24 protein-coding genes are annotated in these 22,124 nt (G+C 51.5%); 16 read left to right on the forward strand and 8 right to left on the reverse strand.

Features of this window, described 5'->3' with window-relative positions:
* Positions 1–53: 53 nt before the first annotated feature.
* The 8 genes from CIK78_RS02010 to CIK78_RS02045 all read right to left on the reverse strand — a co-directional run bounded on the left by CIK78_RS02010 (position 54) and on the right by CIK78_RS02045 (position 7,555).
* Positions 54–734 carry an OmpA family protein gene (locus CIK78_RS02010; RefSeq protein ID WP_096276714.1) on the reverse strand — a complete coding sequence of 227 codons (681 nt, stop codon included), beginning with the start codon at positions 732–734 and terminating at the stop codon, positions 54–56.
* A gap of 61 nt (positions 735–795) precedes the next feature.
* Positions 796–1,980 carry a radical SAM family heme chaperone HemW gene (gene hemW / locus CIK78_RS02015; RefSeq protein ID WP_096276716.1) on the reverse strand — a complete coding sequence of 395 codons (1,185 nt, stop codon included), beginning with the start codon at positions 1,978–1,980 and terminating at the stop codon, positions 796–798.
* The gene (gene rdgB, locus CIK78_RS02020) at positions 1,973–2,581 is read right to left on the reverse strand and encodes an RdgB/HAM1 family non-canonical purine NTP pyrophosphatase (RefSeq protein ID WP_096276718.1); all 609 of its coding nucleotides are present in this window, start codon (positions 2,579–2,581) and stop codon (positions 1,973–1,975) included. The genes hemW and rdgB overlap by 8 nt, the downstream gene beginning before the upstream one ends.
* Positions 2,582–2,728: 147 nt before the next feature.
* Entirely contained in the window at positions 2,729–2,998 is a 270-nt protein-coding gene (locus CIK78_RS02025; RefSeq protein WP_096276720.1) for a hypothetical protein, read from the reverse strand.
* A 170-nt stretch (positions 2,999–3,168) separates the two neighbouring features.
* Positions 3,169–4,449: a glutamate-1-semialdehyde 2,1-aminomutase gene (hemL, locus tag CIK78_RS02030; RefSeq protein ID WP_096276723.1), complete on the reverse strand. Its 1,281-nt coding sequence runs from the start codon at positions 4,447–4,449 to the stop codon at positions 3,169–3,171.
* 36 nt (positions 4,450–4,485) lie between these two features.
* The gene (locus CIK78_RS02035; protein ID WP_096276725.1) at positions 4,486–5,295 is read right to left on the reverse strand and encodes a hydroxymethylpyrimidine/phosphomethylpyrimidine kinase; all 810 of its coding nucleotides are present in this window, start codon (positions 5,293–5,295) and stop codon (positions 4,486–4,488) included.
* Entirely contained in the window at positions 5,295–5,726 is a 432-nt protein-coding gene (gene hemJ / locus CIK78_RS02040; protein WP_096276727.1) for a protoporphyrinogen oxidase HemJ, read from the reverse strand. Before hemJ ends, CIK78_RS02035 begins: the two co-directional genes overlap by 1 nt.
* Complete coding sequence (locus CIK78_RS02045; protein WP_096276729.1) at positions 5,726–7,555, reverse strand: chloride channel protein; 1,830 nt, start codon at positions 7,553–7,555, stop codon at positions 5,726–5,728. Before CIK78_RS02045 ends, hemJ begins: the two co-directional genes overlap by 1 nt.
* Before the next feature lie 206 nt (positions 7,556–7,761).
* Here CIK78_RS02045 and argC point away from each other — a divergent pair, with 206 nt between their 5' ends.
* From argC to atpG, 16 genes are all read left to right on the forward strand, one after another.
* Entirely contained in the window at positions 7,762–8,796 is a 1,035-nt protein-coding gene (gene argC, locus CIK78_RS02050; RefSeq protein ID WP_096276731.1) for an N-acetyl-gamma-glutamyl-phosphate reductase, read from the forward strand.
* A gap of 103 nt (positions 8,797–8,899) precedes the next feature.
* Entirely contained in the window at positions 8,900–9,253 is a 354-nt protein-coding gene (erpA, locus tag CIK78_RS02055) for an iron-sulfur cluster insertion protein ErpA (RefSeq protein WP_096276733.1), read from the forward strand.
* 148 nt (positions 9,254–9,401) lie between these two features.
* Positions 9,402–10,178, forward strand: a complete 777-nt coding sequence (locus CIK78_RS02060; protein WP_096276735.1) for a transporter substrate-binding domain-containing protein — start codon at positions 9,402–9,404, stop codon at positions 10,176–10,178.
* Positions 10,179–10,293: 115 nt separating this feature from the next.
* Complete coding sequence (locus CIK78_RS02065) at positions 10,294–10,965, forward strand: amino acid ABC transporter permease (RefSeq protein ID WP_096276738.1); 672 nt, start codon at positions 10,294–10,296, stop codon at positions 10,963–10,965.
* An 11-nt stretch (positions 10,966–10,976) separates the two neighbouring features.
* Positions 10,977–11,747 carry an amino acid ABC transporter ATP-binding protein gene (locus CIK78_RS02070; protein WP_176483348.1) on the forward strand — a complete coding sequence of 257 codons (771 nt, stop codon included), beginning with the start codon at positions 10,977–10,979 and terminating at the stop codon, positions 11,745–11,747.
* Between the two features lie 592 nt (positions 11,748–12,339).
* Positions 12,340–14,244, forward strand: a complete 1,905-nt coding sequence (gene mnmG, locus CIK78_RS02075; RefSeq protein ID WP_096276740.1) for a tRNA uridine-5-carboxymethylaminomethyl(34) synthesis enzyme MnmG — start codon at positions 12,340–12,342, stop codon at positions 14,242–14,244.
* Entirely contained in the window at positions 14,241–14,906 is a 666-nt protein-coding gene (gene rsmG, locus CIK78_RS02080; RefSeq protein WP_096276742.1) for a 16S rRNA (guanine(527)-N(7))-methyltransferase RsmG, read from the forward strand. The genes mnmG and rsmG overlap by 4 nt, the downstream gene beginning before the upstream one ends.
* Positions 14,907–15,674, forward strand: a complete 768-nt coding sequence (locus CIK78_RS02085; RefSeq protein WP_096276745.1) for a ParA family protein — start codon at positions 14,907–14,909, stop codon at positions 15,672–15,674.
* Positions 15,675–15,722: 48 nt separating this feature from the next.
* Positions 15,723–16,652 (forward strand): ParB/RepB/Spo0J family partition protein, encoded by a 930-nt coding sequence (locus tag CIK78_RS02090; RefSeq protein WP_096276747.1) that lies wholly within the window; start codon positions 15,723–15,725, stop codon positions 16,650–16,652.
* Between the two features lie 214 nt (positions 16,653–16,866).
* Entirely contained in the window at positions 16,867–17,283 is a 417-nt protein-coding gene (locus tag CIK78_RS02095; protein ID WP_225734390.1) for an ATP synthase subunit I, read from the forward strand.
* A gap of 32 nt (positions 17,284–17,315) precedes the next feature.
* Positions 17,316–18,143 carry a F0F1 ATP synthase subunit A gene (gene atpB / locus CIK78_RS02100; RefSeq protein WP_096282231.1) on the forward strand — a complete coding sequence of 276 codons (828 nt, stop codon included), beginning with the start codon at positions 17,316–17,318 and terminating at the stop codon, positions 18,141–18,143.
* 76 nt (positions 18,144–18,219) lie between these two features.
* Positions 18,220–18,447: a F0F1 ATP synthase subunit C gene (atpE, locus tag CIK78_RS02105; protein WP_096276749.1), complete on the forward strand. Its 228-nt coding sequence runs from the start codon at positions 18,220–18,222 to the stop codon at positions 18,445–18,447.
* Between the two features lie 76 nt (positions 18,448–18,523).
* Positions 18,524–18,994 (forward strand): F0F1 ATP synthase subunit B, encoded by a 471-nt coding sequence (locus CIK78_RS02110; protein WP_096276751.1) that lies wholly within the window; start codon positions 18,524–18,526, stop codon positions 18,992–18,994.
* 11 nt (positions 18,995–19,005) lie between these two features.
* Positions 19,006–19,542: a F0F1 ATP synthase subunit delta gene (locus CIK78_RS02115; RefSeq protein WP_096276753.1), complete on the forward strand. Its 537-nt coding sequence runs from the start codon at positions 19,006–19,008 to the stop codon at positions 19,540–19,542.
* A 16-nt stretch (positions 19,543–19,558) separates the two neighbouring features.
* On the forward strand, positions 19,559–21,103 hold the full coding sequence (atpA, locus tag CIK78_RS02120; RefSeq protein WP_096276755.1) for a F0F1 ATP synthase subunit alpha: 1,545 nt from the start codon (positions 19,559–19,561) through the stop codon (positions 21,101–21,103).
* 67 nt (positions 21,104–21,170) lie between these two features.
* Positions 21,171–22,058, forward strand: a complete 888-nt coding sequence (gene atpG, locus CIK78_RS02125; protein ID WP_096276757.1) for a F0F1 ATP synthase subunit gamma — start codon at positions 21,171–21,173, stop codon at positions 22,056–22,058.
* The last annotated feature ends 66 nt before the right edge of the window (positions 22,059–22,124 follow it).

Here is a 22,124-nt window from a genome sequence, read left to right on the forward strand (position 1 = left end):
TGTGAACATAGCGGGCTATCAGCGGCAATAAGTAGTTAAGCGACTCGCGCTTACTAACGCTGGCCCTGACCATCACCGGTGGGGGTCAACGTGATTTCGACGCGACGGTTCTGGGCACGGCCCTGTTCATTGTCGTTACTAGCGATTGGCTGAGTTGCACCATACCCGGATGTATTGAGGCGCATAGAGCCGACGCCGTTCTGGGTTAAGTAACTGCCGACAGCCTGGGCGCGGCGTTCAGACAGGCGCTGGTTATAGCTTGCATCGCCGGTGCTATCGGTATGACCAGCAATGTTAACGCGAGTGTCTTGGTACTGCGTCAATACGCTAGCGACTTCGTTCAGGGCGCTGCGTGCTTCACTGGTAAGGTCGGCCGAGTCAAAACCAAACGTGACACCGCTTGGCATATTGAGGACGATATCGTCACCGCGGCGATCAATCTCAATACGTGAACCTTGCAAGTTGTCACGCAGCTGCTGCTCTTGGCGGTCCATATAGACACCAACGCCAGCACCTGCGGCAGCGCCGACGGCAGCACCAATCAACGCACGGTCGCGACGGCTAGTACTCCCATCGCCCGACAGCGCACCCGCAGCGGCACCGATTGCGGCACCAATGCCCGAACCCATAGCGGTGCTAGAGCGCTGCGTTTGGCCACCGTAGGGGGCAGAGGTGGCACAACCTGCGACTAAAATAGCAGCGGCCAACGGTGTCAGTAGTCGAGAAATACGCATCACTCACTCCTTATTTATCTTCAATCGTTTGTTTCTTAAAAGATAGTTGGTTTATTACTTATCAATCATCGCCAATTAATGCCAGCAACTCATTCAAGAATAATAGACCTTGAGGCGATGCACGCAGTTTTTCAGGCATTTGCATCAAAAGTCCTTTTTTATCGGCGGACTGTAAACGCTCCAGTAACAAAGTATGTGACTGCCCTGTGTTAGCTGTCCACGTACCCAGCGTAACACCCTCCGTCAGCCGTAAAGCGTTCATGGCAAACTCCAAGGGCAGTTCATCTGCTGTTATTAACTGCTTGCCTGCCACAAAACCGCGCAAATCGTCCATACGTTTAAGGTAGGCATCAGGCTGGCGAGTTTTCCAGCGCCGCTCGATATTCCACTGTTTATCTTGATCAATGTGGCTAAGCTTGCCATGGGCGCCTGCACCAATGCCTAAATAATCACCAAACTGCCAATAATTAAGATTATGACGACTTTGATGATTAGCAGTGGCGTAAGCCGAAATCTCGTAACGTTCAAATCCTGCCTGCTCTAAATGCTGGTGCCCTGTGTCCTGAATATCCCAAAGCGCCTCCTCTTCCGGTAATAACGGGGGATTAGAATGAAAGGCGGTATTCGGTTCTAGAGTCAGTTGATACCAAGAAAGATGCTGTGGGGCTAGGGCCAAGGCTTGCTCAATATCATCCATTGCAAGCTCAGGCGTTTGCTCTGGCAAACCGTGCATGAGGTCAATATTGATATTGGTAAATCCAGCGTGCCGCGCTTGGGTAACCGCTGTCACGGCTTCTTGGCCGCTATGAATGCGCCCAAGAGCATGTAATTGGGCGGGCTGGAAGCTCTGAATACCCAGCGATAAGCGGTTAATACCCGCATTACGATAGCCAGTGAAACGTTCTTGCTCGGTAGTGCCTGGGTTGGCCTCTAAGGTAATTTCAATATCGTCAGCAAAAGGCAGCCGGCGCTTGATTTCTGTCAGTAAACGATCATAAAACAGTGGCGAAAGCAGGCTCGGCGTACCACCGCCGATAAAAATAGTCTGTATTTCCCGTTCAGCGGCTAATGCAAGGTCGCCATCCAGATCTTGTAACAGCGCCTTAAGATAAGCATCTTCAGGCAACGCTTTCGGCGTAAAGCCGTGCGAACCTGGCTCATGGGAATTGAAATCACAATAGGGGCATTTACGTACGCACCAAGGGGTGTGGATATAAAGCGATAGCGGCGGCAGCGTGTCAGCCATGCGCCACCTTCAGCAACTCCACCAAGCCCTGAAGCGCGCGGCCTCGGTGGCTAAGGCGATTTTTAGTTTCGCTGGGCAGCTCGGCAACACTCATTCCCTGATCCGGTAGCCAGAAAAGGGGATCATAGCCGAACCCCTCCTGGCCCCGCGGATGAGCAAGAATTTCACCTTCCCAACTGCGCTGTACGATCACCGGAACCGGATCTTTAGGATGGCGCAAGTAAACCAGTACGCACCAATAGCGCCCGCTGCGCTGACCTTCCGCACAATCGTTTAACGCGGCTAATAACGTCTCATTATTTTTTTGATCACTTTTTGGCTCGCCGCCATAGCGCGCGGAATAGATACCCGGCGCACCATTCAATGCGTCCACTTCGAGGCCAGAATCGTCCGATAGCGCGGGCAAACCACTAATAAGGCTCGCTTCACGGGCTTTGAGCAGGGCATTTTCTACGAATGTTAACCCTGTCTCTTCGACATCAATAACCCCAAAGTCTGCTTGAGGGCGAACATCAAAGCCTAAAGGTGAAAGTAATTGATTGAATTCTCTTAACTTTCCGCTATTTCCACTCGCCAGAACAAGGGTATTGGCTGCTGACATGACAAACACTCCAGACATTAGAGCGTCAGTTTACGCGCTCATCCGCCGTATCAAAAGCCAACAAAATGTTACTGAACGTATCTTAGAAAAATATAGGTTAGAACACGCTAATTTAAGATAAATTAATACGGTGATATTTAGATATCCCTACCGCATCACGAGCGTTAACGTGCCTCCCACCCCTTGGGTAGAAGAACGAGTACGGTTAGTGCCTTTTTGAATGTCGACGTCCAGTTGCTCATCATCACTCAACAATTTAACGGCACCTTCCAGTTCAGTACCGATAAACGTGTACTCGGCAGGTACGGTCCCACGATCTTCGACATGCTCCGTCGTTTCGCCCTCATGGGTAATACGCCAGTGGGCTGAAAACTCTGCGCCTGGAGAGCCGCTCATGCTGATATGGATCTCATTCATAGTCTGCTCCTGAGACGACTGCGCCAGCAGTGGGGCGCATGCTATTAGCCCCGACGCACACATCGCATATCGCCAAGCCGTTGGTCGTTGCATTGTGATACCTCGTTTACCACAAGAGCCGCTCGTAATGAGCGGCTCTTGTGGTATAGCGAGCTTTACGTTACTTGCCGTTACATAACTGCAAAGGCTTTCTCTGCTGCATCCAGGGTGAACTGGATATCTTCCGGGGTATGAGCACTCGACATAAAACCCGCTTCATAGGCAGAAGGGGCCAGATAAACACCGTGATCTAGCATCGCGCCAAAGAAGCGGCGGAATGCATCTGGATTACAGGCCGTGGCTTGGGCAAAGTTATCCACACGACGTTGAGAGGTAAAGAAGAGACCAAACATACCGCCAGCTGATTGCGTCATCATTGGTACACGTGCAGCGTTGGCGCGCTCTTGCAGCCCCTGACACAATGTATTCACCCGCTGGGTTAACGCATCATGAAAACCCGGTACCTGAAGCTTCGTCAGTAGAGCTATTCCCGCCGCCATCGCCAGTGGATTACCGGACAGCGTGCCTGCCTGATATATAGGACCCATGGGAGAAATATTCTGCATAATCTCGCGCTTGCCACCAAATGCGCCCACCGGCATGCCGCCACCGACAATTTTACCCAGGCAGGTCAGATCCGGGGTAATGCCATAGTGTGCTTGTGCACCGCCCAGTGCCACACGAAAACCTGTCATCACTTCATCAAAAATCAGCACGCTAGCGTGTTCATTACATACTCTTCGCAGTGTTTCTAAGAAGCCTGGCTGGGGTGGAATACAGTTCATGTTGCCAGCCACTGGCTCAACGATTATGCAGGCAATCTGATCGCCAATCTCAGCAAAGCACGCCTCAACCCCTTCAGGGTCGTTATACGACAGAGTGATCGTATGCTCCGCCAGTGAAGCAGGTACGCCTGGTGAGCTAGGTTCACCGTGGGTAAGTGCCCCTGAGCCGGCTTTTACCAGCAGCGAGTCCGAGTGACCATGATAATTACCTTCAAACTTAACAATCTTATCGCGCCCGGTGGTGCCCCGCGCCAAGCGAATAGCCGACATAGTGGCTTCGGTGCCAGAGCTAGTCATACGCACCATATCCATAGAGGGAATCATCTCGCAGATGAGGTCCGCCATGGTGGTTTCTACCGCCGTCGGGGTGCCAAACGAAAGGCCATTATCCAAACGAGCTCGAACGGCTGCCAGTACGTCTTGATCGGCATGCCCTGTGATCATTGGTCCCCAGGAGCCCACGTAATCCACATAGCGGTTCCCTTCAACGTCAAACAGGAAGGCGCCCTGAGCGCGCTCCATAAAAACCGGCGGACGGTGCAAACCTTTAAATGCCCGGACAGGCGAATTTACGCCGCCAGGAATATGGCGGCTCGCTAGATCGAATAGTTCAGCTGATGTGGTCATGACATCCTCTAAATAAAAGGCGTACAGAAGATAGGATCAAAAGCGGACAGCCTGTGAAAAGCGGTTAGGCAAGCACTGGCCACTGGGTGGCTGAAAGCCTTGAGACAAGCTTTCCCAAGTAAAGTGCTGAGCTTGCTCACAGGCAGTTGGTAAGCGCTCACCCACAGCCAATCGTGCGGCAATAGCTGAAGCAAGCGTGCAACCGGAGCCGTGAAACTGTTCGGGCAGCCGCGGCCACTGCCATTGGCGAGTGGTCTCTGGCGAATGCAATGTGTGGACTACCTGGTGATCGTTGCCCGGTAATGGTTCATCGGTGGCCGTTACTAAAATTGCCTGGCACCCTTGAGACATCAGCGCCACTGCACGCGAGGTATCGTCGTAAGGGGTGGCGATACCCGGCGTTAACTGAGCGAGTTCCGCGCGATTGGGCGTTAAGATATCCACAAGCGGTAGCACGCGATCAATAAATAGCTGCCGTAAATCGGGTGTGGATAACTCAGTTCCGCCGCCTGCTCTAAATACCGGATCGGCGACCACGGGAATGCCCGGAAACCGTCGGATAATTTGCTCCGCCGCACGCAGCGTGGCTTCATCGGCAAGCAAGCCAATCTTAATGGCCGCGACCTGCATCTCGCTCATCGCCTCGGCCATTTGACGCATTGCGTTAGAGTCAGCAGGTATCACCCTAGTCACATTATGACAATTTTGTACCGTCAGCGCGGTGGGAATAGTGACAGCCCAACCACCGCATGCCGAAATAGCTTCGCTGTCAGCAATTAAACCCGCACCGCCAGTCGGGTCATGTCCAGCCAGCACCAAAACAACGGGAGGAAGCGGTTGGCGCATCAAAAGGGTTTCACAACCGCGAGTAACACAACCGCGATAAGCACAATGACGGGCGCTTCGTTAAACCAGCGAAAAAACACATGGCTTTTGGTACAGCGATTTTGAGCGAACTGCTTTAAATAAATCAAACAAACGTGATGATAGGCAATTAGAACCACTATTAAGGCCAGCTTAGCGTGCATCCACCCTTGGCTAAACCATGCCGGCACCAAGTAAAGCATCCAACCGCCAAACACTAACACCACAATCATAGACGGCGTCATGATGCCGCGGTAAAGCTTGCGTTCCATGGTTTTAAAATAGCTCATTGCCTGGTCATCGCCATTATCCCGTGCGGTAGCGTGATAAACGTACAGCCTAGGCAAATAGAACAGTGCAGCAAACCAGGTCACCACGGCCATTAAGTGAATAGCCTTCACCCATAGATACATTATCGCTCCTTAACTGATGAATCTTTCTCTTGTAAATCGTTTTCACGGGGGTCAGCACCGCGGGGCTCTGAGTAGTGATAATAACGTTCGATAGCACCACGGGTAATAATACCTGAAATCCGTTGCTGCTTAGGGCGATAACCATGAACGACATACAGTGCCCCTAGCGCATTATCTTGAAGTTTTAGAAAGGCTTCAGAAAGCGTTGCCTGCAGTCCAATCGGCGCCAATTCTAAGCGCTGCCCGGGGATTTCTAACAAATCAATCAACTCATCGTCCGGCGGTGGTTGATCGCTAAGCGCTTCATCATGTTCGAGCAACCAGCGTGCAAGCTCTGCAGCTTTAAGCGCCAGCACCGGTTTTTCCTCGCTTGAACGCTCGATCACCAGCCATACCGGATTAGTTTCGAGCAGCAAACGCGCCTGATCAGAGGGAATCATTCGCTCAGTCCGCACCAGTTGGCGTTCCATCACGGCGGGTACTGATACTCTTGAGAGCGCTTGCATCAGTGGTTGCTGCAAAGGGTGCAAACCATAGCGTACCGAGCTAATAAAAAAGCCTTCACAGCCGGTAATTTGACGCGAGGTGAGACACGCAACGACCACCACCAACATGCCGGGTAGCATAATACTCGGCGTATGCGTCAGCTCCAAAAGCGCCATCAACGCTGCCAGCGGCGCTTGCAACACCGCCCCCATCATCGCAGCCATGCCTAGCATGGCATAAACACCCGGGTCAGCGGCTTTATCGGGCCACAGCCAGCCGCCCAACAGCCCAAACAGCGCGCCTGTCGCTGCGCCGACGACTAGCACGGGGCCGATAATACCGATTGGCACTCCGCCAGAAACGGTCAGCGCCGTCAGTAATAGCTTGGCTATCATTAGCGCCAGCAGGACTTTAATTTCCAACTGATTATTGAGCGCAGCCGCCACGCTGTCGTAACCAATGCCCTGTACTTGCGGAAACCACCAGGCAACAGCACCCGTGGCTACGCCGACTAGCCCTAAACGCAGCCAAAGCGGCCAGGCTTGTATCCGCTGACTGCGCGAAATATGAATAAATAGCCCCGCCAGCAAGCCGATAAATAGCCCGGTGAGCACAATCCAAGGAAGGTTCATTAACGAACCAAGCACTACTTCTGGAATACGAAAAGCCGGCTCATTCCCATAGGCAAGCTGTGCCATCAGCGCGCCCATCGTAGAGGCTAAAATGACCGGCATAAAGCTCATCAGGGTGTACTCCATCATGACAACTTCCATGGCAAAGATGACCCCGGCGATAGGCGTATTAAATGAAGCGGAAATGCCAGCAGCGGTACCGCACGCTACTAGAACTCTTAAGCTATTATTGGGTAAGCGCATCTGTTGGCCTAAGCCACTTGCTGCCGCGGCGCCTAAATGAATAGCAGGCCCTTCGCGGCCAGCGGATAGCCCGCCAAGCACAGAAATGACGCCGACCCACCATTGATTAAGCCAGTTACGCAGAGGAAAGCGACCTTGATGGTAGGAAAGCCGCTCAATTACATGGCCAACACCTAGCTTGCGCGCGGCAGGCTTTTGCCGATACAGCAAAACACCCACTAAGGTAACCGCCACGAGTGGAAGCAGCGTACGCAGCCAAGGCGCCATGCTTTCAAAGGCTTCAGGGTCGCCATCGGTCATGTACAGCGCCGCGCCTGTTTCCAAGAGCAGGCGAAACGCCACCATCACCGCGCCGGTAATAATCCCAGAGACGAGCCCCAGCAAGCAAAGCTGTGGAAGGGCATCGACATTGGCCAACTGGCGACGAAAGCTCTCTAGAGTAAAATCCGAACGGGAAAAACGCGCCACGACGACCTTCCTTGTTTTTTTGCCTTGGTACTCTATGTCTTGGGTTAGTCTTAGTGTTCTTGTGTCTTCATCCTCTTGTGTATCATAGCCCGATACGCTTAGACAGCCCGCAGCAATCCGCTTAGGCTGTTGCTATCAATACTCAGGTCAAAAGTAATTTACATTTTTTTCTAAAATCTGTTTTGCAAACCCGCAAGGAGTTATTTGTGATTAAGGTCGGCATTGTTGGCGGTACCGGTTATACCGGCGTTGAGCTACTGCGGCTGCTCGCCCAGCACCCCCACGTCAACGTCGCCGCGATTACCTCGCGCTCAGAGGCGGGCATCAAAGTATGCGATATGTACCCTAATCTGCGCGGCCATTACGACACGCTGGCATTTAGCGAGCCGGATGCCAAGCAGCTAGGCGCCATGGATGCGGTATTTTTTGCCACGCCCCACGGCGTTGCTCACACCCTAGCGGGTGAACTGCTCGACAATGGCACCCGCGTCATCGATTTATCGGCTGACTTTCGCCTACGCGATGCCAATGAATGGAGCCGCTGGTACGAGCAGCCCCACGGGGCGCCAGCGCTACTGGGAGAGGCGATTTACGGCCTGCCAGAAATGCACCGCGAAAAAATTAAAGACGCACGCTTAATTGCGGTACCCGGCTGCTACCCCACGGCCGTGCAGTTAGGCTATCTACCGCTATTGGAAGCGGGCTTGATTGATCCCCAACAACTGATTGCAGACTGTAAATCCGGCGTTACCGGCGCGGGCCGCGGCGCAAAAGTGGGATCGTTACTCGCAGAAGCCAGTGAATCAATGAAGGCTTACGGTGCGTCGGGTCACCGCCATTTACCGGAAATTAGCCAGGGCCTTAAGGATATTAGTCATGCCTCGGTCGGGTTGACGTTTGTACCTCACCTTACGCCCATGATTCGCGGTATTCACGCCACGCTTTACGGCCAGTTAACCGCTGAGCCAGGCGATTTACAGGCACTGTTTGAACAGCGCTACGCCGACGAGCCGTTCGTTGATGTCATGCCTGCCGGGAGCCATCCCGAAACGCGCAGTGTCAAAGGTATCAACACCTGCAGGCTAGCGGTACATCGTCCTGGCAATGGCAATACTGTGGTGGTGCTATCGGTGATTGATAATTTAGTCAAAGGTGCTTCAGGCCAAGCGATTCAGAACCTTAACTTAATGTTTGGCTTTGATGAAAACATGGGATTAACAGCGCCTGCACTGATGCCTTAACGTTCGACTAATTCCCAGCAATAGTTGACCAATTTGCTAGGAATTACCCATAATCACCCCCCAATGCCGATTTATTCGTTCTTTAAGCTCGCGGGAGGTACCCATGAGCGGTGCAGAAGCCTTTGTTCCGACCCCATTACTGCTGTCTGATAGTGCACGCAAGTGCATTAATGCACTGATTGCAGAAGAAAATAATCCATCTCTAAAGCTACGCGTCTACGTCACCGGCGGTGGCTGCTCTGGTTTTCAGTACGGCTTCGATTTTGCTGAAAACGTTGCCGAGGATGACACCGTCATCGCATTTGGAGATGCCTCCTTAGTGGTCGATCCGCTGTCTTATCAATATTTAGTCGGCTCCACCGTCGATTATGAAGAAGGGCTTGCAGGCGCTCGTTTTCGCGTGCAAAACCCTAACGCTACCGCTACCTGCGGCTGTGGCGCTTCCTTTATGGTCTAAACAGCGTTGGCTCAAAGCTCACCCCGTGACTTGACGCCTTGTCGGTTTCTCGCCAAGGTTAATAGGTCAATAACAGCCTTAAGGCTTTTCCAAACGACAAAAATCGCTTGGAAAGCCATGACAGGCCACATAAAACACGGGGAAACTTATGAAAGTAGCGCTACCACTCAGTCTCACTAAAACAACGCTTGTGCTAGCCCTTGGATTAGCCGGCACCACTGCTGCCATGGCTGACTTACCGAAAGTAAACGTAGCGACCGACCCAAGCTTCGTGCCTTTTGAGATGATGGATCAAGAAACGGGTGAAATGACCGGTTTTGATATGGACATCATTAACGAAGTGGCTGAGCGTGCAGGCTTTGAAGTTAATCTCACCACAATGGAATTTGCTGGCATTATCCCGGCCGTACAAACAGGCAGCCAAGAGATCGCCATCGCCGGTACGACCATTACTGCAGAGCGCGCTGAGATAGTTGACTTCTCAGACCCTTACTATGATTCAGGTCTACAGATTATTGTTCGCGCTGACAACAACGATGTAGAAAGCATCGAAGACCTCGCGGGACTGCCTATCGCTACGCGGATTGGTTCCACCAGCTACGACTTCCTACAAGCTGAGCTAGGGGAAGATGCCGATATCACTCCTTTCCCTGCTATGAGTGATATGTATATGGCGCTATTAGGCCGTAACGTCGATGCGGTGTTCTACGATGCGCCTAACGTTGCTTACTTCTCACAAACCCGTGGTGAAGGGCGCACGAAAGTCGTTGGACCGCTTTACGAAGGTCAGCAGTACGGTATCGTTTTTCATAAAGGCAGCGAGTGGGTAGAACCTACCAATGAAGCGCTTGCCGCGATGAAAGAAGACGGTACCTACGATGAAATTTATCAAAAGTGGTTTGGTGAAGCGCCCAGCGAAGAGTGAGATTAAAGACTCGCTAACCGCATAGCATCATAACAGGGCCGGGTGGCCATAGCCCCCGGCCCTGCTGCGTTTCTCAAGTGTTTTTTCTCATCTTTTTTGTTTCAGGAGTCTACGCGTGGACGTCAATTTTCAGTTTGATTGGTCGGCAGCGTTTGGATCTATTCCATACCTGCTACCTGGCATTCCCTGGACGTTACTTATTTCATTTGGCGGCCTGGCAATTGGTTTTTTTATCGGCATTTTCTTTGGCCTGCTGCGGCTGAGCCGCCTGCGCTGGCTACGTTGGCCGGCTATTTTTTACGTTGAGGTGTTTCGCGGCACGCCTATCCTTGTCCAGGTACTGTTCATTTTTTATGGTTTACCACAGCTGTTGGGTAGCCCTATTAATGCGCTTGTTGCGGGTATTGCTGCCATTGCCGTTAACTCTGGCGCCTATATTTCTGAGATTGTCCGCGGCGGCGTTCAATCGATTGAGCGTGGCCAGCGGGAGGCGTCGCTATCACTGGGCCTTTCCCGTACCCAAGCCTTTCGCTATGTGATTTGGCCCCAAGCTTTCCGCCGGATGATTCCATCACTTGGTAATCAAGGCATTATCAGTATTAAAGACACGTCGCTGTTTTCAGTGATTGGCGTTGGCGAACTGGTACGTCAGGGACAAATCTACATTTCCACTACGTTCACCGCCCTTGAGGTCTACTTCATGGTCGCACTGATGTATTTAGCGATCACCTGGACCCTTTCAATCTTACTACGCCAGCTTGAGCGTAGAGGTCTGGCCGGACAATAAGGACACGCACAATGAGCGAAACATTGAACAACACAACGCAGCCAATTGTGCGTATGCAGAAGCTCAATAAACATTTTGGCAGCCTGCACGTACTCAACAACATTGATCTCGACATTATTCCTGGTGAAGTGGTCGTGATTATTGGTGCCAGCGGTTCAGGTAAATCGACCCTGATTCGCTGTATCAACGGTCTTGAGGAGTTTCAGGCAGGCAGTCTTACTGTTGATAACAACGAACTCTTGCCCAATGGAAAAAGCACCAGAGCGTTACAAACCATTCGTACTGAAGTCGGTATGGTGTTTCAGCAGTTCAACCTCTTTCCCCACCTCAGCGTACAAGACAACGTTACGTTAGCACCGATGAAAGTACGCGGCGCTAGCCGCGCTGATGCTGTTATCAGTGCCAAACGTCTGCTTGACCGTGTAGGTATTGCAGATCAGGCCGATAAGTACCCAAGCCAGCTCTCTGGCGGCCAGCAGCAGCGTGTCGCACTGGCACGTGCCTTGGCCATGGAACCGCGGCTAATGCTGTTTGACGAGCCTACATCGGCACTTGACCCCGAAATGATTGGTGAAGTGTTGGACGCTATGCGTGAACTCGCTAAAGAAGGGATGACGATGGTAATAGTCACCCATGAAATGGGCTTTGCCCGAGAAGTCGCAGATCGCGTTATTTTTATCCATAAGGGTGAAATTGCAGAGCAGGGACCGCCTGAAAAGCTGTTTGATACGCCTCAACATGAGCGCACTCAATCCTTCCTTGCACGAGTGTTAAAACACTAGATCGAATCGATATTTTCAGCGCTAATTCGACATTAATGACGTCTTAAACGGTCGCTAAATTGCTTTTTTTACCCGCCTGTCCTCGTGACAGGCTTTTTTTTGCCTGTGGATAAGGTTTTTTTTCGTTTATCCACTTCTCGTCTATCAGGCCTGCCATAGGGATCTCTTAGCATTTGTTAACAGGCATGTACTGGATGTTCACAGGTGCGGTAACAACCAAGGTATAGGCCGGTGGATAAGCCGTGTAGAATTGGTGCTGTGGATAAAGGGGTATTTCATCCACAGGAGTAACACCGCTTCTGCCCAGGCAATACGCTGTTCAAACATGTAGAAGTCAACAATGTAATCTATTGAAAAATAAATGAATTAGTTGCTTATGCACAGAAATTGTCCACACTAATAATTACTACATTTACAGAACTTCTCTTATCTTATTTTTATATTGTTATTAATAAAGGCTATTCAAATTGAAGGGGTGTGGAAAAACCTGACGGTTACCCACAGGGGGTTTATACTTGCCGGCGTATTGAACTAGGGTGCATAAGCACTGGCTCACATCATCCGTGCCCAACGGCACAAGACGAGGTGTCTCTTGAATTATCCCGACCGCTTTGACGTGATTGTCATCGGCGGTGGCCATGCGGGGACTGAAGCCGCACTGGCCTCTGCTCGTATGGGCTGTCAGACCCTGCTGCTCACTCACAACATCGAAACACTGGGCCAAATGTCGTGTAATCCTGCGATCGGTGGCATTGGCAAAAGCCATTTGGTGAAAGAAATCGATGCTATGGGCGGCGCTATGGGGCTTGCCACGGACTTAGGTGGCATCCAGTTTCGCGTGTTAAATGCACGCAAAGGGCCTGCCGTTAGAGCCACTCGGGCTCAGGCAGACCGCATTCGTTACAAATCAGCTATTCGTGGGATGTTGGAAAACCAGCCTAATTTGACGCTTTTCCAGCAGGCGGCCGGTGACTTAATCGTCGAAAATGACACCGTGCGTGGCGTTGTAACCGAGACTGGTATTCGTTTTCATGCTCAAAGCGTTGTGCTGTGTACCGGCACATTTTTGGGTGGTGTGATTCATATAGGCTTGGATCAAAGCAAGGGCGGCCGCGCAGGTGACCCGCCTTCCAACGCTCTCGCCGAGCGGTTAAGGGCACTGCCGTTTCGGGTTGATCGTTTAAAAACCGGTACCCCCCCGCGCATTGATGCTAAAACGGTTGATTTTTCACAGCTGGAAGAACAGCCAGGCGATACACCAACGCCAGTGATGTCCTATCTTGGCTCGCGGGAAATGCACCCTCAGCAAGTCAGCTGTCACATTGCCCACACCAACCAGCAGACTCACGACCTGATCCTGGCTAACCTTGATCGATCACCCATGTATTCTGGTGTGATTGAAGGCGTTGGCCCGCGCTACTGCCCATCAATTGAAGATAAAGTCCATCGGTTTGCCGACAAGTCGAGCCATCAAGTGTTTATCGAGCCTGAAGGCTTGGACACTCATGAGCTCTATCCCAATGGGATCTCGACCTCGCTGCCCTTTGACGTGCAGATTCAAGTTGTGCGCTCTATCAAAGGCTTGGAAAACGCACATATCACGCGGCCTGGTTATGCCATTGAGTATGATTTCTTTGATCCACGAGATTTAAAACACTCGCTGGAAACTAAATTTATCCACAGCCTGTTCTTCGCTGGCCAAATCAATGGCACAACGGGCTATGAAGAAGCCGCCGCCCAGGGGTTGCTAGCCGGCTTGAACGCTGCACGTCGCGCACAAGAGTTGGATGCATGGTACCCCCGCCGCGATGAAGCTTATCTTGGCGTATTGGTCGATGATCTAATCACGATGGGCACCAAGGAGCCCTATCGCATGTTTACCTCGCGAGCGGAGTATCGCTTACTGCTGCGAGAAGACAACGCTGATTTACGCCTTACTCCAGCAGGCCGTGAGCTTGGTTTGGTTAATGACGCCCGCTGGTCGGCGTTTAGTCAAAAGCGTGAAGCAATCGAGCAAGAAAACGCACGTCTGAAAACCGTTTGGATTCAACCGGGAAGCTTAGCTGCTGAGAAAGTGGCTGAAAAAACCGGCGCGCCTCTATCACGAGAATACTGCTTGAGTGATTTGCTTAAACGCCCTGAACTCAACTATAGCGACTTGGCCCAGTTACCCGGACTTGAAGACACGCTTACCACTGATGAAGCGGTTGCTGAGCAGGTACAAATTCAGGCCAAGTATCAAGGCTATATTCATCGGCAACAGGATGAGATTGATAAACTCAAACGCCATGAAGCGACGCCTTTGCCTGCTGAGTTGGATTATTTAAAGATAGAAGGTTTATCTAACGAAATCCGTCAAAAGCTTGCTGACGCTAGGCCAGAAACATTGGCCCATGCGGCGCGTATTTCAGGCGTTACTCCAGCGGCCGTTTCTATTTTGCTGGTACATCTGAAAAAACGCCGACTGGTAGCGGCTGCCGACGTGGTTAACGGATGAATTCGCTAACGGTGTTATTAAAAAGCTTACCCGCAAGCGTTGCGCTACGTTTAGATAAAGGTCTTCACCAACTGGCGATTAATGTCAGCCAGCATCAACGCGAACAGCTGCTAGGGTTTCTCGCGCTGTTGCACAAGTGGAACCGGGCTTATAACCTCACAGCGGTGCGTGATTTAGATGAAATGGTGTCGCGCCACGTGCTGGATAGCGCAGTGGTATTGCCCTATGTGCACGGGCCGCGTTTACTCGACGTTGGCGCAGGGCCCGGATTACCTGGAATAGTGTTGGCCATTTTGAATCCTGAGCTAGACGTCACGCTACTAGACAGCAACGGTAAAAAGGTGCGTTTTCAACGCCAAGCGGTCATGGAACTAGGGTTGAAAAACGTAACACCTGTCCAAGCACGCGTTGAACAGTTCGAAGCAGCTGCGTTTGATCAGGTAATCTCAAGGGCGTTTGCTAGCCTCGTTGATTTTGTCACGCTCACTCGTGAGCTGCCGGCCATTGATGGCCAGTGGTTAGCTATGAAAGGCCCGGGGGCGGATGATGAACTGCGTGATCTGCCCCATGGTATTAAATTACACGCGCGTCATCTGCTGGAAGTACCCTTTGAAGCGGCCCAGCGGCAGCTGTTGATTCTGACCCCAGAAGGAGTTGAGTAAGTGAGCCAGATCATTGCCCTGACCAACCAAAAAGGCGGCGTGGGCAAGACCACCTCGGCCGTTAATCTGGCGGCGAGTCTCGCAGCGCTCGATCGCCGCGTGCTATTGGTGGATCTTGATCCGCAAGGTCATGCCAGCATGGGTAGCGGCATCGACAAATACGAGCTTGATAAAAGTGTTCTTGATGTTTTGCTGGGTGAAGCTACCGCGGCTGAAACGATTGTCAAAAAGTTGCCGGTCAAGTACGACGTACTGCCGGGTAATGGCGATCTGACCGCCGCCGAAGTGGAATTATTAGATCGTGAGCAAAGTGAAAGCTGCCTGACAGCGGCGTTAGCATCGGTAGCGGATGAATACGATGTGGTGCTGATCGACTGCCCGCCGTCTTTGAACATGCTAACCGTCAATGCGTTAACGGCTTCTAACAGCGTGCTCATCCCTTTACAGTGCGAGTTTTACGCGCTTGAAGGGCTATCGGCACTGCTGGATACTGTTGAGCAAATCAAGCAAAACGTTAATCCTGATTTAGCCATTGCGGGCATTTTGCGTACCATGTACGACAAGCGCACTAGCTTAACCCGCGAAGTCGACAAGCAGCTGCGCGATTACTTTGGTGATATGTTGTTTAAAACCACCATACCCCGCAATGTTAAAGTCGCCGAAGCACCGAGTCATGGTCTGCCGGTCACGCAATATGCCCGGTTCTCACGGGGGAGTCAGGCCTATCGTGTGCTGGCAAAAGAGATGATCCGTCGTCTTTCACTTTAAACAATACGCGCTGTAGTTATAGCTATCGTTATAAATGAGGGAAAGCGAATGACGCGTAAACGCGCGCTAGGACGTGGCCTGGATGCCCTGATTGGTGCTGGTGCTCGTCGCCGTGACAGTCTAGAACTTGCCGGTAGCGGCACGCCGCTTGAGCTGACTAATACAGCGATTAGCGCTGCGACTGACGAGGTCGTTGAAGATCGACTTGAGCGTTTGCCATTAGCTCAGTTAACGCGGGGTAAATATCAGCCGCGTCGCGATATTCAGCCTGAAGCGTTAGAAGAGCTGGCCGATTCTATTCGTGCTCAGGGCGTTATGCAGCCTATCGTCGTACGTCCCATCGGCGTGGATCGTTACGAAATTATTGCCGGTGAACGTCGCTGGCGCGCCTCTCAGCTGGCTGAATTGGACGTTATTCCTGCGGTTATTCGCGAAGTCAGCGATGAAGTCGCACTAGCGCTGGCGTTAATTGAAAACATTCAGCGTGAAAATCTCAATGCCATTGAAGAAGCCATGGCACTTAAACGTCTGGGCGAAGAGTTTGAGCTTACCCAACAGCAAATTGCCGATGCCGTGGGTAAATCACGCACCCAGGTAGCTAATTTACTGCGTTTATTGGCATTAGACCCTGAAGTACAAACGCTCTTGGAGCGCGGCGATCTTGATATGGGCCATGCACGCGCTTTGCTGACGTTAAGCAGTTCACAGCAGCGGCAAGTTGCCCACGAAGTGGTCAATAACGACATGACCGTGCGAGCAACCGAAGCGTTGGTGAAAAAAGTACAAACAAGCCAAACCTCTCTTCAAACGCCTAGTCGGACAATTAAGCAGCCCGATGTAGCCAAGCTTGAAACGCATTTAGGTGAATTACTCGGTGCGGCTGTTTCCATTAATCATGGTCAAAAGGGCAAGGGTAAGCTGACTATTCGCTATACCAGCCTTGAAGAACTAGACGGTATTTTAATGCATATTAAATAGCAGGCTACGCAATATTGCCTAAGAAGAGGGCATGTTTTAACCATTTGGTCGAAAATCGACCCCTAAACGGGCAAAATCAACGCTACTCGGTTGAAGGTGTGATAGCGCTTCCCTATAATCGCGCAAGATTTGTGCAGGTTGTCTGTGTTTGTCGAAGAATACGCTCTTTGAAGCCTGTCGATTTTTTTAAAGAGCTGGGTGTTTGTCCAGAGCTATGCAGAAAACCATGCAGAGAGCTATGCAGCGATACGAAACCCAGCGACGCAGAACCTATATTGTTCGCCTAACCATCACACAATTAATCATTACGTTAATCGGGATGATGGCTGGCTATTTTTTGGCACAAATGCCAGGTGCGCTATCGGTGTTACTCGGTGCCTTAGTGGCATTACTACCACACGCTTTTTTCATAAAGCGTATGGGAGTTTTGAGGTCTAATCGCCCCTCGCAGGCAGCGATGCGCCTATTTCGTGCCGAAGCAGGTAAGTTTGGTTTGACGGTGGCACTGTTTGTTGCAGTGTTCGTAGTAGCGCCCCCCTCAAACCCCGCTTTCTTTTTTTATGCTTATGTGGCGGTTGTTCTAACGCATTGGTTCACGCCTTGGTTAATGCCAAAAAACGCTAATGCTTAGAAAATCGCACAACTGATTGAGGTGACATGTCCATGGCCGCAGGAAACGAAGTCTCTACGACTTACTATATCCAGCACCACTTGCAGAACCTGACCTTTGGTAATCATCCCGAAAATGGTTGGTCGCTGGCGCATACAGCGGAAGAAGCAAGTGATATGGGCTTTTGGGCCATTCACTTAGACACCATGGGCTGGTCAATTGCCATGGGTCTGCTGTTTATCTTTATTTTCCGCAAAGCCGGTAAAATGGCGACTACGGGTGTGCCGACGGGTTTGCAAAATGCCGTTGAAATGGTGGTTGAATTTATCGAGGGCATGATCAGAGGAACATTTAAAGGTCATAACCCGATCATCGCACCGCTAGCGTTGACGCTGTTTGTGTGGATTCTGTTTATGAATACACTCAAAATTATACCGGTCGACTATTTACCCGTGCTGTTTAGTAAGCTTGGCGTTGACTACATGAAATCTGTTCCGACCACTGATGTAAACGCCACCCTAGGCTTGGCATTGGGCGTGTTCGGGCTAATTCTCTACTACAGCTTTAAGGTCAAAGGCATTGGCGGTTTTGCCAAAGAGCTTTCACTGACACCGTTTAATCACTGGGCACTGATTCCCTTTAACCTGCTGCTCGAAATTGTTGCGTTGCTGGTTAAGCCGTTCAGTTTGGCAATGCGTTTGTTCGGCAACATGTTCGCTGGTGAAGTTATCTTTATTTTGATTGCCATGCTGCCGTTCTGGGCTATTTGGGTGCTGGATGTGCCATGGGCCATTTTCCATATTTTGATCGTTGTTCTTCAAGCGTTCATTTTTACCGTTTTATCCGTGGTGTATCTCAGCGCTGCACACGAACATCACTAATCCGAGCAATGCTTGCAACACATTAACCCTTAACCTCAACCCTCGACCTTTAACTTGAAAAACTAGGAGCATTACCATGGAACTTATCTACATTGCTGCTGCCATCATGATTGGTATGGGCGCTCTAGGTACCGGCATTGGCTTCGCTATTTTGGGCGGCAAGCTGCTGGAATCTACTGCGCGTCAGCCTGAACTAGGCGACCAGCTGCAAACCAAAACCTTCCTAATGGCAGGCCTGTTAGACGCTGTTCCGATGATCGGTGTTGGTATCGCAATGTACCTGATCTTCGTTGTTGCCGGTTAATGACAGCTCAGCCGAGCGCTAAACGCTCGGTTTTGTTTCACTCCGGTCGCCACGAACTTGTCAGAGGTACATTCCTGTGAATATCAACATGACGCTAATCGGGCAGACGATCGCCTTCGCGATCTTTGTCTGGTTTTGCACAAAGTATGTGTGGCCTCCGATCAGCAATGCGCTTCACGAGCGTCAGAAAAAAATTGCTGATGGCTTAGATGCAGCTAGCCGTGCTAACCGTGACCTTGAGCTTGCTCAAGAGCGGGCGGAACAGATGCTGCGTGAAAGCAAGGAGCAAGCTTCTCAAATTCTTGAGCAGACCAATAAGCGTTCTGCCCAGATGATTGAAGAAGCCCGCGAACAGGCACGCGCTGAAGGCCAACGCCTAGTAGCGAGTGCACGATCCGAAATTGAGCAAGAAGTGAATCGCGCTAAAGATGAACTTCGTGCCCAGGTTTCTTATCTAGCCGTATTGGGTGCCGAGCGTGTTCTTGAAGCGTCGGTCGACGAACAAGCCCATCGCAAGTTACTCGATGAGCTTGCTGCTGAACTGTAAGGAGGTGAATCATGGCGGAATTACTTACCGTCGCTCGTCCTTACGCTAAGGCAGCGTTTGAATACGCGCGTGATAATGAGGCGCTTGATAGCTGGTCACAAGCGCTGAGTTTCTTAAGTTTTGCGGTAGCCGACGACGTTGTTCGCCATCGTTTAAGCAGTCCAAAACTAGACAGCGACCAGAAAGTGTCGCTGCTGGTTGAGCTAATTCCAGATCAGCAGGATGAAGCTTTACAGCGTTTTTTGACTGTTTTAGTAGACCAAGGTCGTTTAATGGCGCTGAAGTCAATCGCTGACCAGTTCGAGCACCTGCGTGCTGAACACGAACAGCGTATTGAAGTAAGCGTCACGTCTGCTTACACGTTAAATAGCAAGCAGCAAACGAAGCTAGCGAACGCGCTTAAGAAACGTCTAAATCGCGAAATCTCTATTACTACTCAGGTGGACAAGTCGCTTATTGGCGGTGTCATCCTGCGTGCTGGCGACACCGTCATTGACGGGTCAGTGCGTGGTCGATTGAACCGCCTTTCCGAAGCGCTAACCGCTTGAGTCTGAGGGACATGGCATGCAGCAACTGAATCCTTCCGAGATCAGCGACATCATCAAGCAGCGAATTGAGAAGCTTGACGTCGCATCCGAAGCCCATAACCAGGGCACCATCGTCACTGTTTCCGACGGTATCGTGAAAATTCACGGCCTCGAAGACGCGATGTTCGGTGAAATGATTGAATTCCCCAACGGCATCTTTGGCATGGTACTTAACCTGGAGCGTGACTCCGTAGGTGCCGTGATATTGGGTGACTACCTGCAGCTTGAAGAGGGCATGACCGCCAAGTGTACCGGTCGTATTCTCGAAGTGCCGGTAGGCCCTGAGCTGATTGGTCGTGTTGTCGATGCGCTGGGTAACCCCATCGATGGCAAAGGCGACATTAACGCCAAAATGACGGATGCCGTTGAAAAAGTGGCGCCAGGCGTTATCACTCGCCAGTCTGTTGATGAGCCGATTCAAACCGGTCTTAAATCAATCGATGCCATGGTACCGATTGGCCGTGGTCAGCGTGAGCTGATCATCGGTGACCGTCAGATTGGTAAGTCTGCCATTGCTATTGATGCGATCATCAACCAAAAAGGCAAGGGCGTGACCTGCGTCTACGTCGCCATTGGTCAGAAGCAATCGACTATTGCCAACGTTGTGCGCAAGCTTGAAGAGCATGGCGCTATGGAACACACCATCGTTGTGGCCGCCGGCGCTGCCGACCCGGCTCCGATGCAGTTTCTGGCGCCTTACTCTGGCTGCACCATGGGCGAATACTTCCGCGATCGCGGCGAGAACTCGCTGATTGTGTATGACGATCTTTCTAAGCAGGCCGTCGCTTACCGTCAGGTATCGCTGCTGCTGCGTCGTCCGCCCGGCCGTGAAGCTTATCCCGGTGACGTATTCTATCTTCACTCGCGTCTGCTAGAGCGTGCTGCGCGTGTTAATGCCGACTACGTTGAGAAGTTCACCAACGGTGAAGTGAAAGGCAAAACCGGTTCTTTGACCGCGCTGCCTATCATCGAAACTCAGGGCGGTGACGTCTCTGCGTTCGTTCCGACCAACGTGATTTCAATCACCGATGGTCAGATCTTCCTGGAAACCAACCTGTTTAACTCCGGTATTCGTCCGGCGATTAACGCAGGTCTGTCGGTTTCTCGTGTAGGTGGTTCGGCACAAACGAAAATCATCAAGAAGCTGGGCGGTAGCGTACGTTTGGCGTTGGCGCAGTACCGTGAACTGGCGGCGTTCTCGCAGTTTGCCTCTGACCTTGATGAAGCCACGCGCAAGCAGCTTGAACACGGTCAACGTGTCACCGAGCTGATGAAGCAGAACCAGTACTCGCCGATGTCGGTAGCAGAAATGGCGCTCTCGCTGTATGCCGCCAACGAAGGTTATCTGGACGATGTTGAAGTAAGCAAAGTGTTGGACTTCGAGCGTGCGCTGCACGACTACATGAAGTCTGAGCACGGTGATCTACTCGACAAGATCAACCAGACCGGCGACTACAACGGTGAGATTCAAGACAGCTTGAAGTCGGGTCTCGAGAAGTTCAAGGCGACTCAGAGCTGGTAATGTCTGGCCCGCCCGTCAGGGCGGGTTTGCATGCTTTCTGAGAGCCACGAACGAAAGGTAGATCGCTATGGCAGCTGCAAAAGAGATACGCACCCAGATCGGGAGCATTAAAAATACGCAGAAGATCACCAGCGCCATGGAAATGGTGGCTGCATCGAAAATGCGTAAAGCGCAAGATCTGATGAGAGCTAGTCAGCCTTACGCTAGGCAGATCCGTAATGTGGTTGGCCACATTGCCGACGCGAACCCCGAATACCGGCACGACTATATGATCGAGCGTAGCGAGATTAAGCGCGTTGGTTATATCGTGGTATCTACGGATCGCGGTCTGTGCGGTGGCTTGAACCACAACCTTTTCAAAGCGCTTCTGAAAGAAGCCGCAGGTTGGAAAAAGCAGGGTGCTGAGCAAGATTTTTGTGCCCTTGGCGCTAAAGCCAGTACTTTTTTCCGTAATTATGGCGGCAACTTGGTGGCAGCGAAGAGCGGATTAGGTGAAAACCCGACCGTTGAAGGGTTGATTGGCAGCATTAAGGTCATGCTCGAAGCATACGATGAAGGACGTCTTGACCGTTTGTATGTGGTGCACAATGAATTTGTGAATACCATGACGCAAAAGCCGGTTGTTCGTCAGCTTCTTCCGCTGTCATCCGATATGGGTGCAGACGCTGAGCAAGACAATGAAAACGCCCGTCCCGGAAGCTGGGACTACCTGTATGAACCGGATGCCAAGGCGTTGCTTGATAGCCTATTGGTTCGTTTCATCGAATCGCAGGTGTATCAGGCGGTAGTGGAAAACGGGGCTTGTGAACAAGCGGCCCGGATGATCGCTATGAAAAGTGCCACTGACAACGCAGGCGACCTGATCGACGATTTGGAGATGGTTTATAACAAGGCCCGCCAGGCCGCCATCACGCAGGAAATTTCTGAGATCGTCGGCGGCGCTGCTGCCGTATAACGCCTAGGGAGCACATTCTTATTATGAAGGCTCCCGGCAGACAGGTTTCATTTGCAGGTTTTAGAG

The organism is Halomonas sp. JB37 (assembly GCF_002332255.1).
GTDB lineage: Bacteria > Pseudomonadota > Gammaproteobacteria > Pseudomonadales > Halomonadaceae > Vreelandella > Vreelandella casei.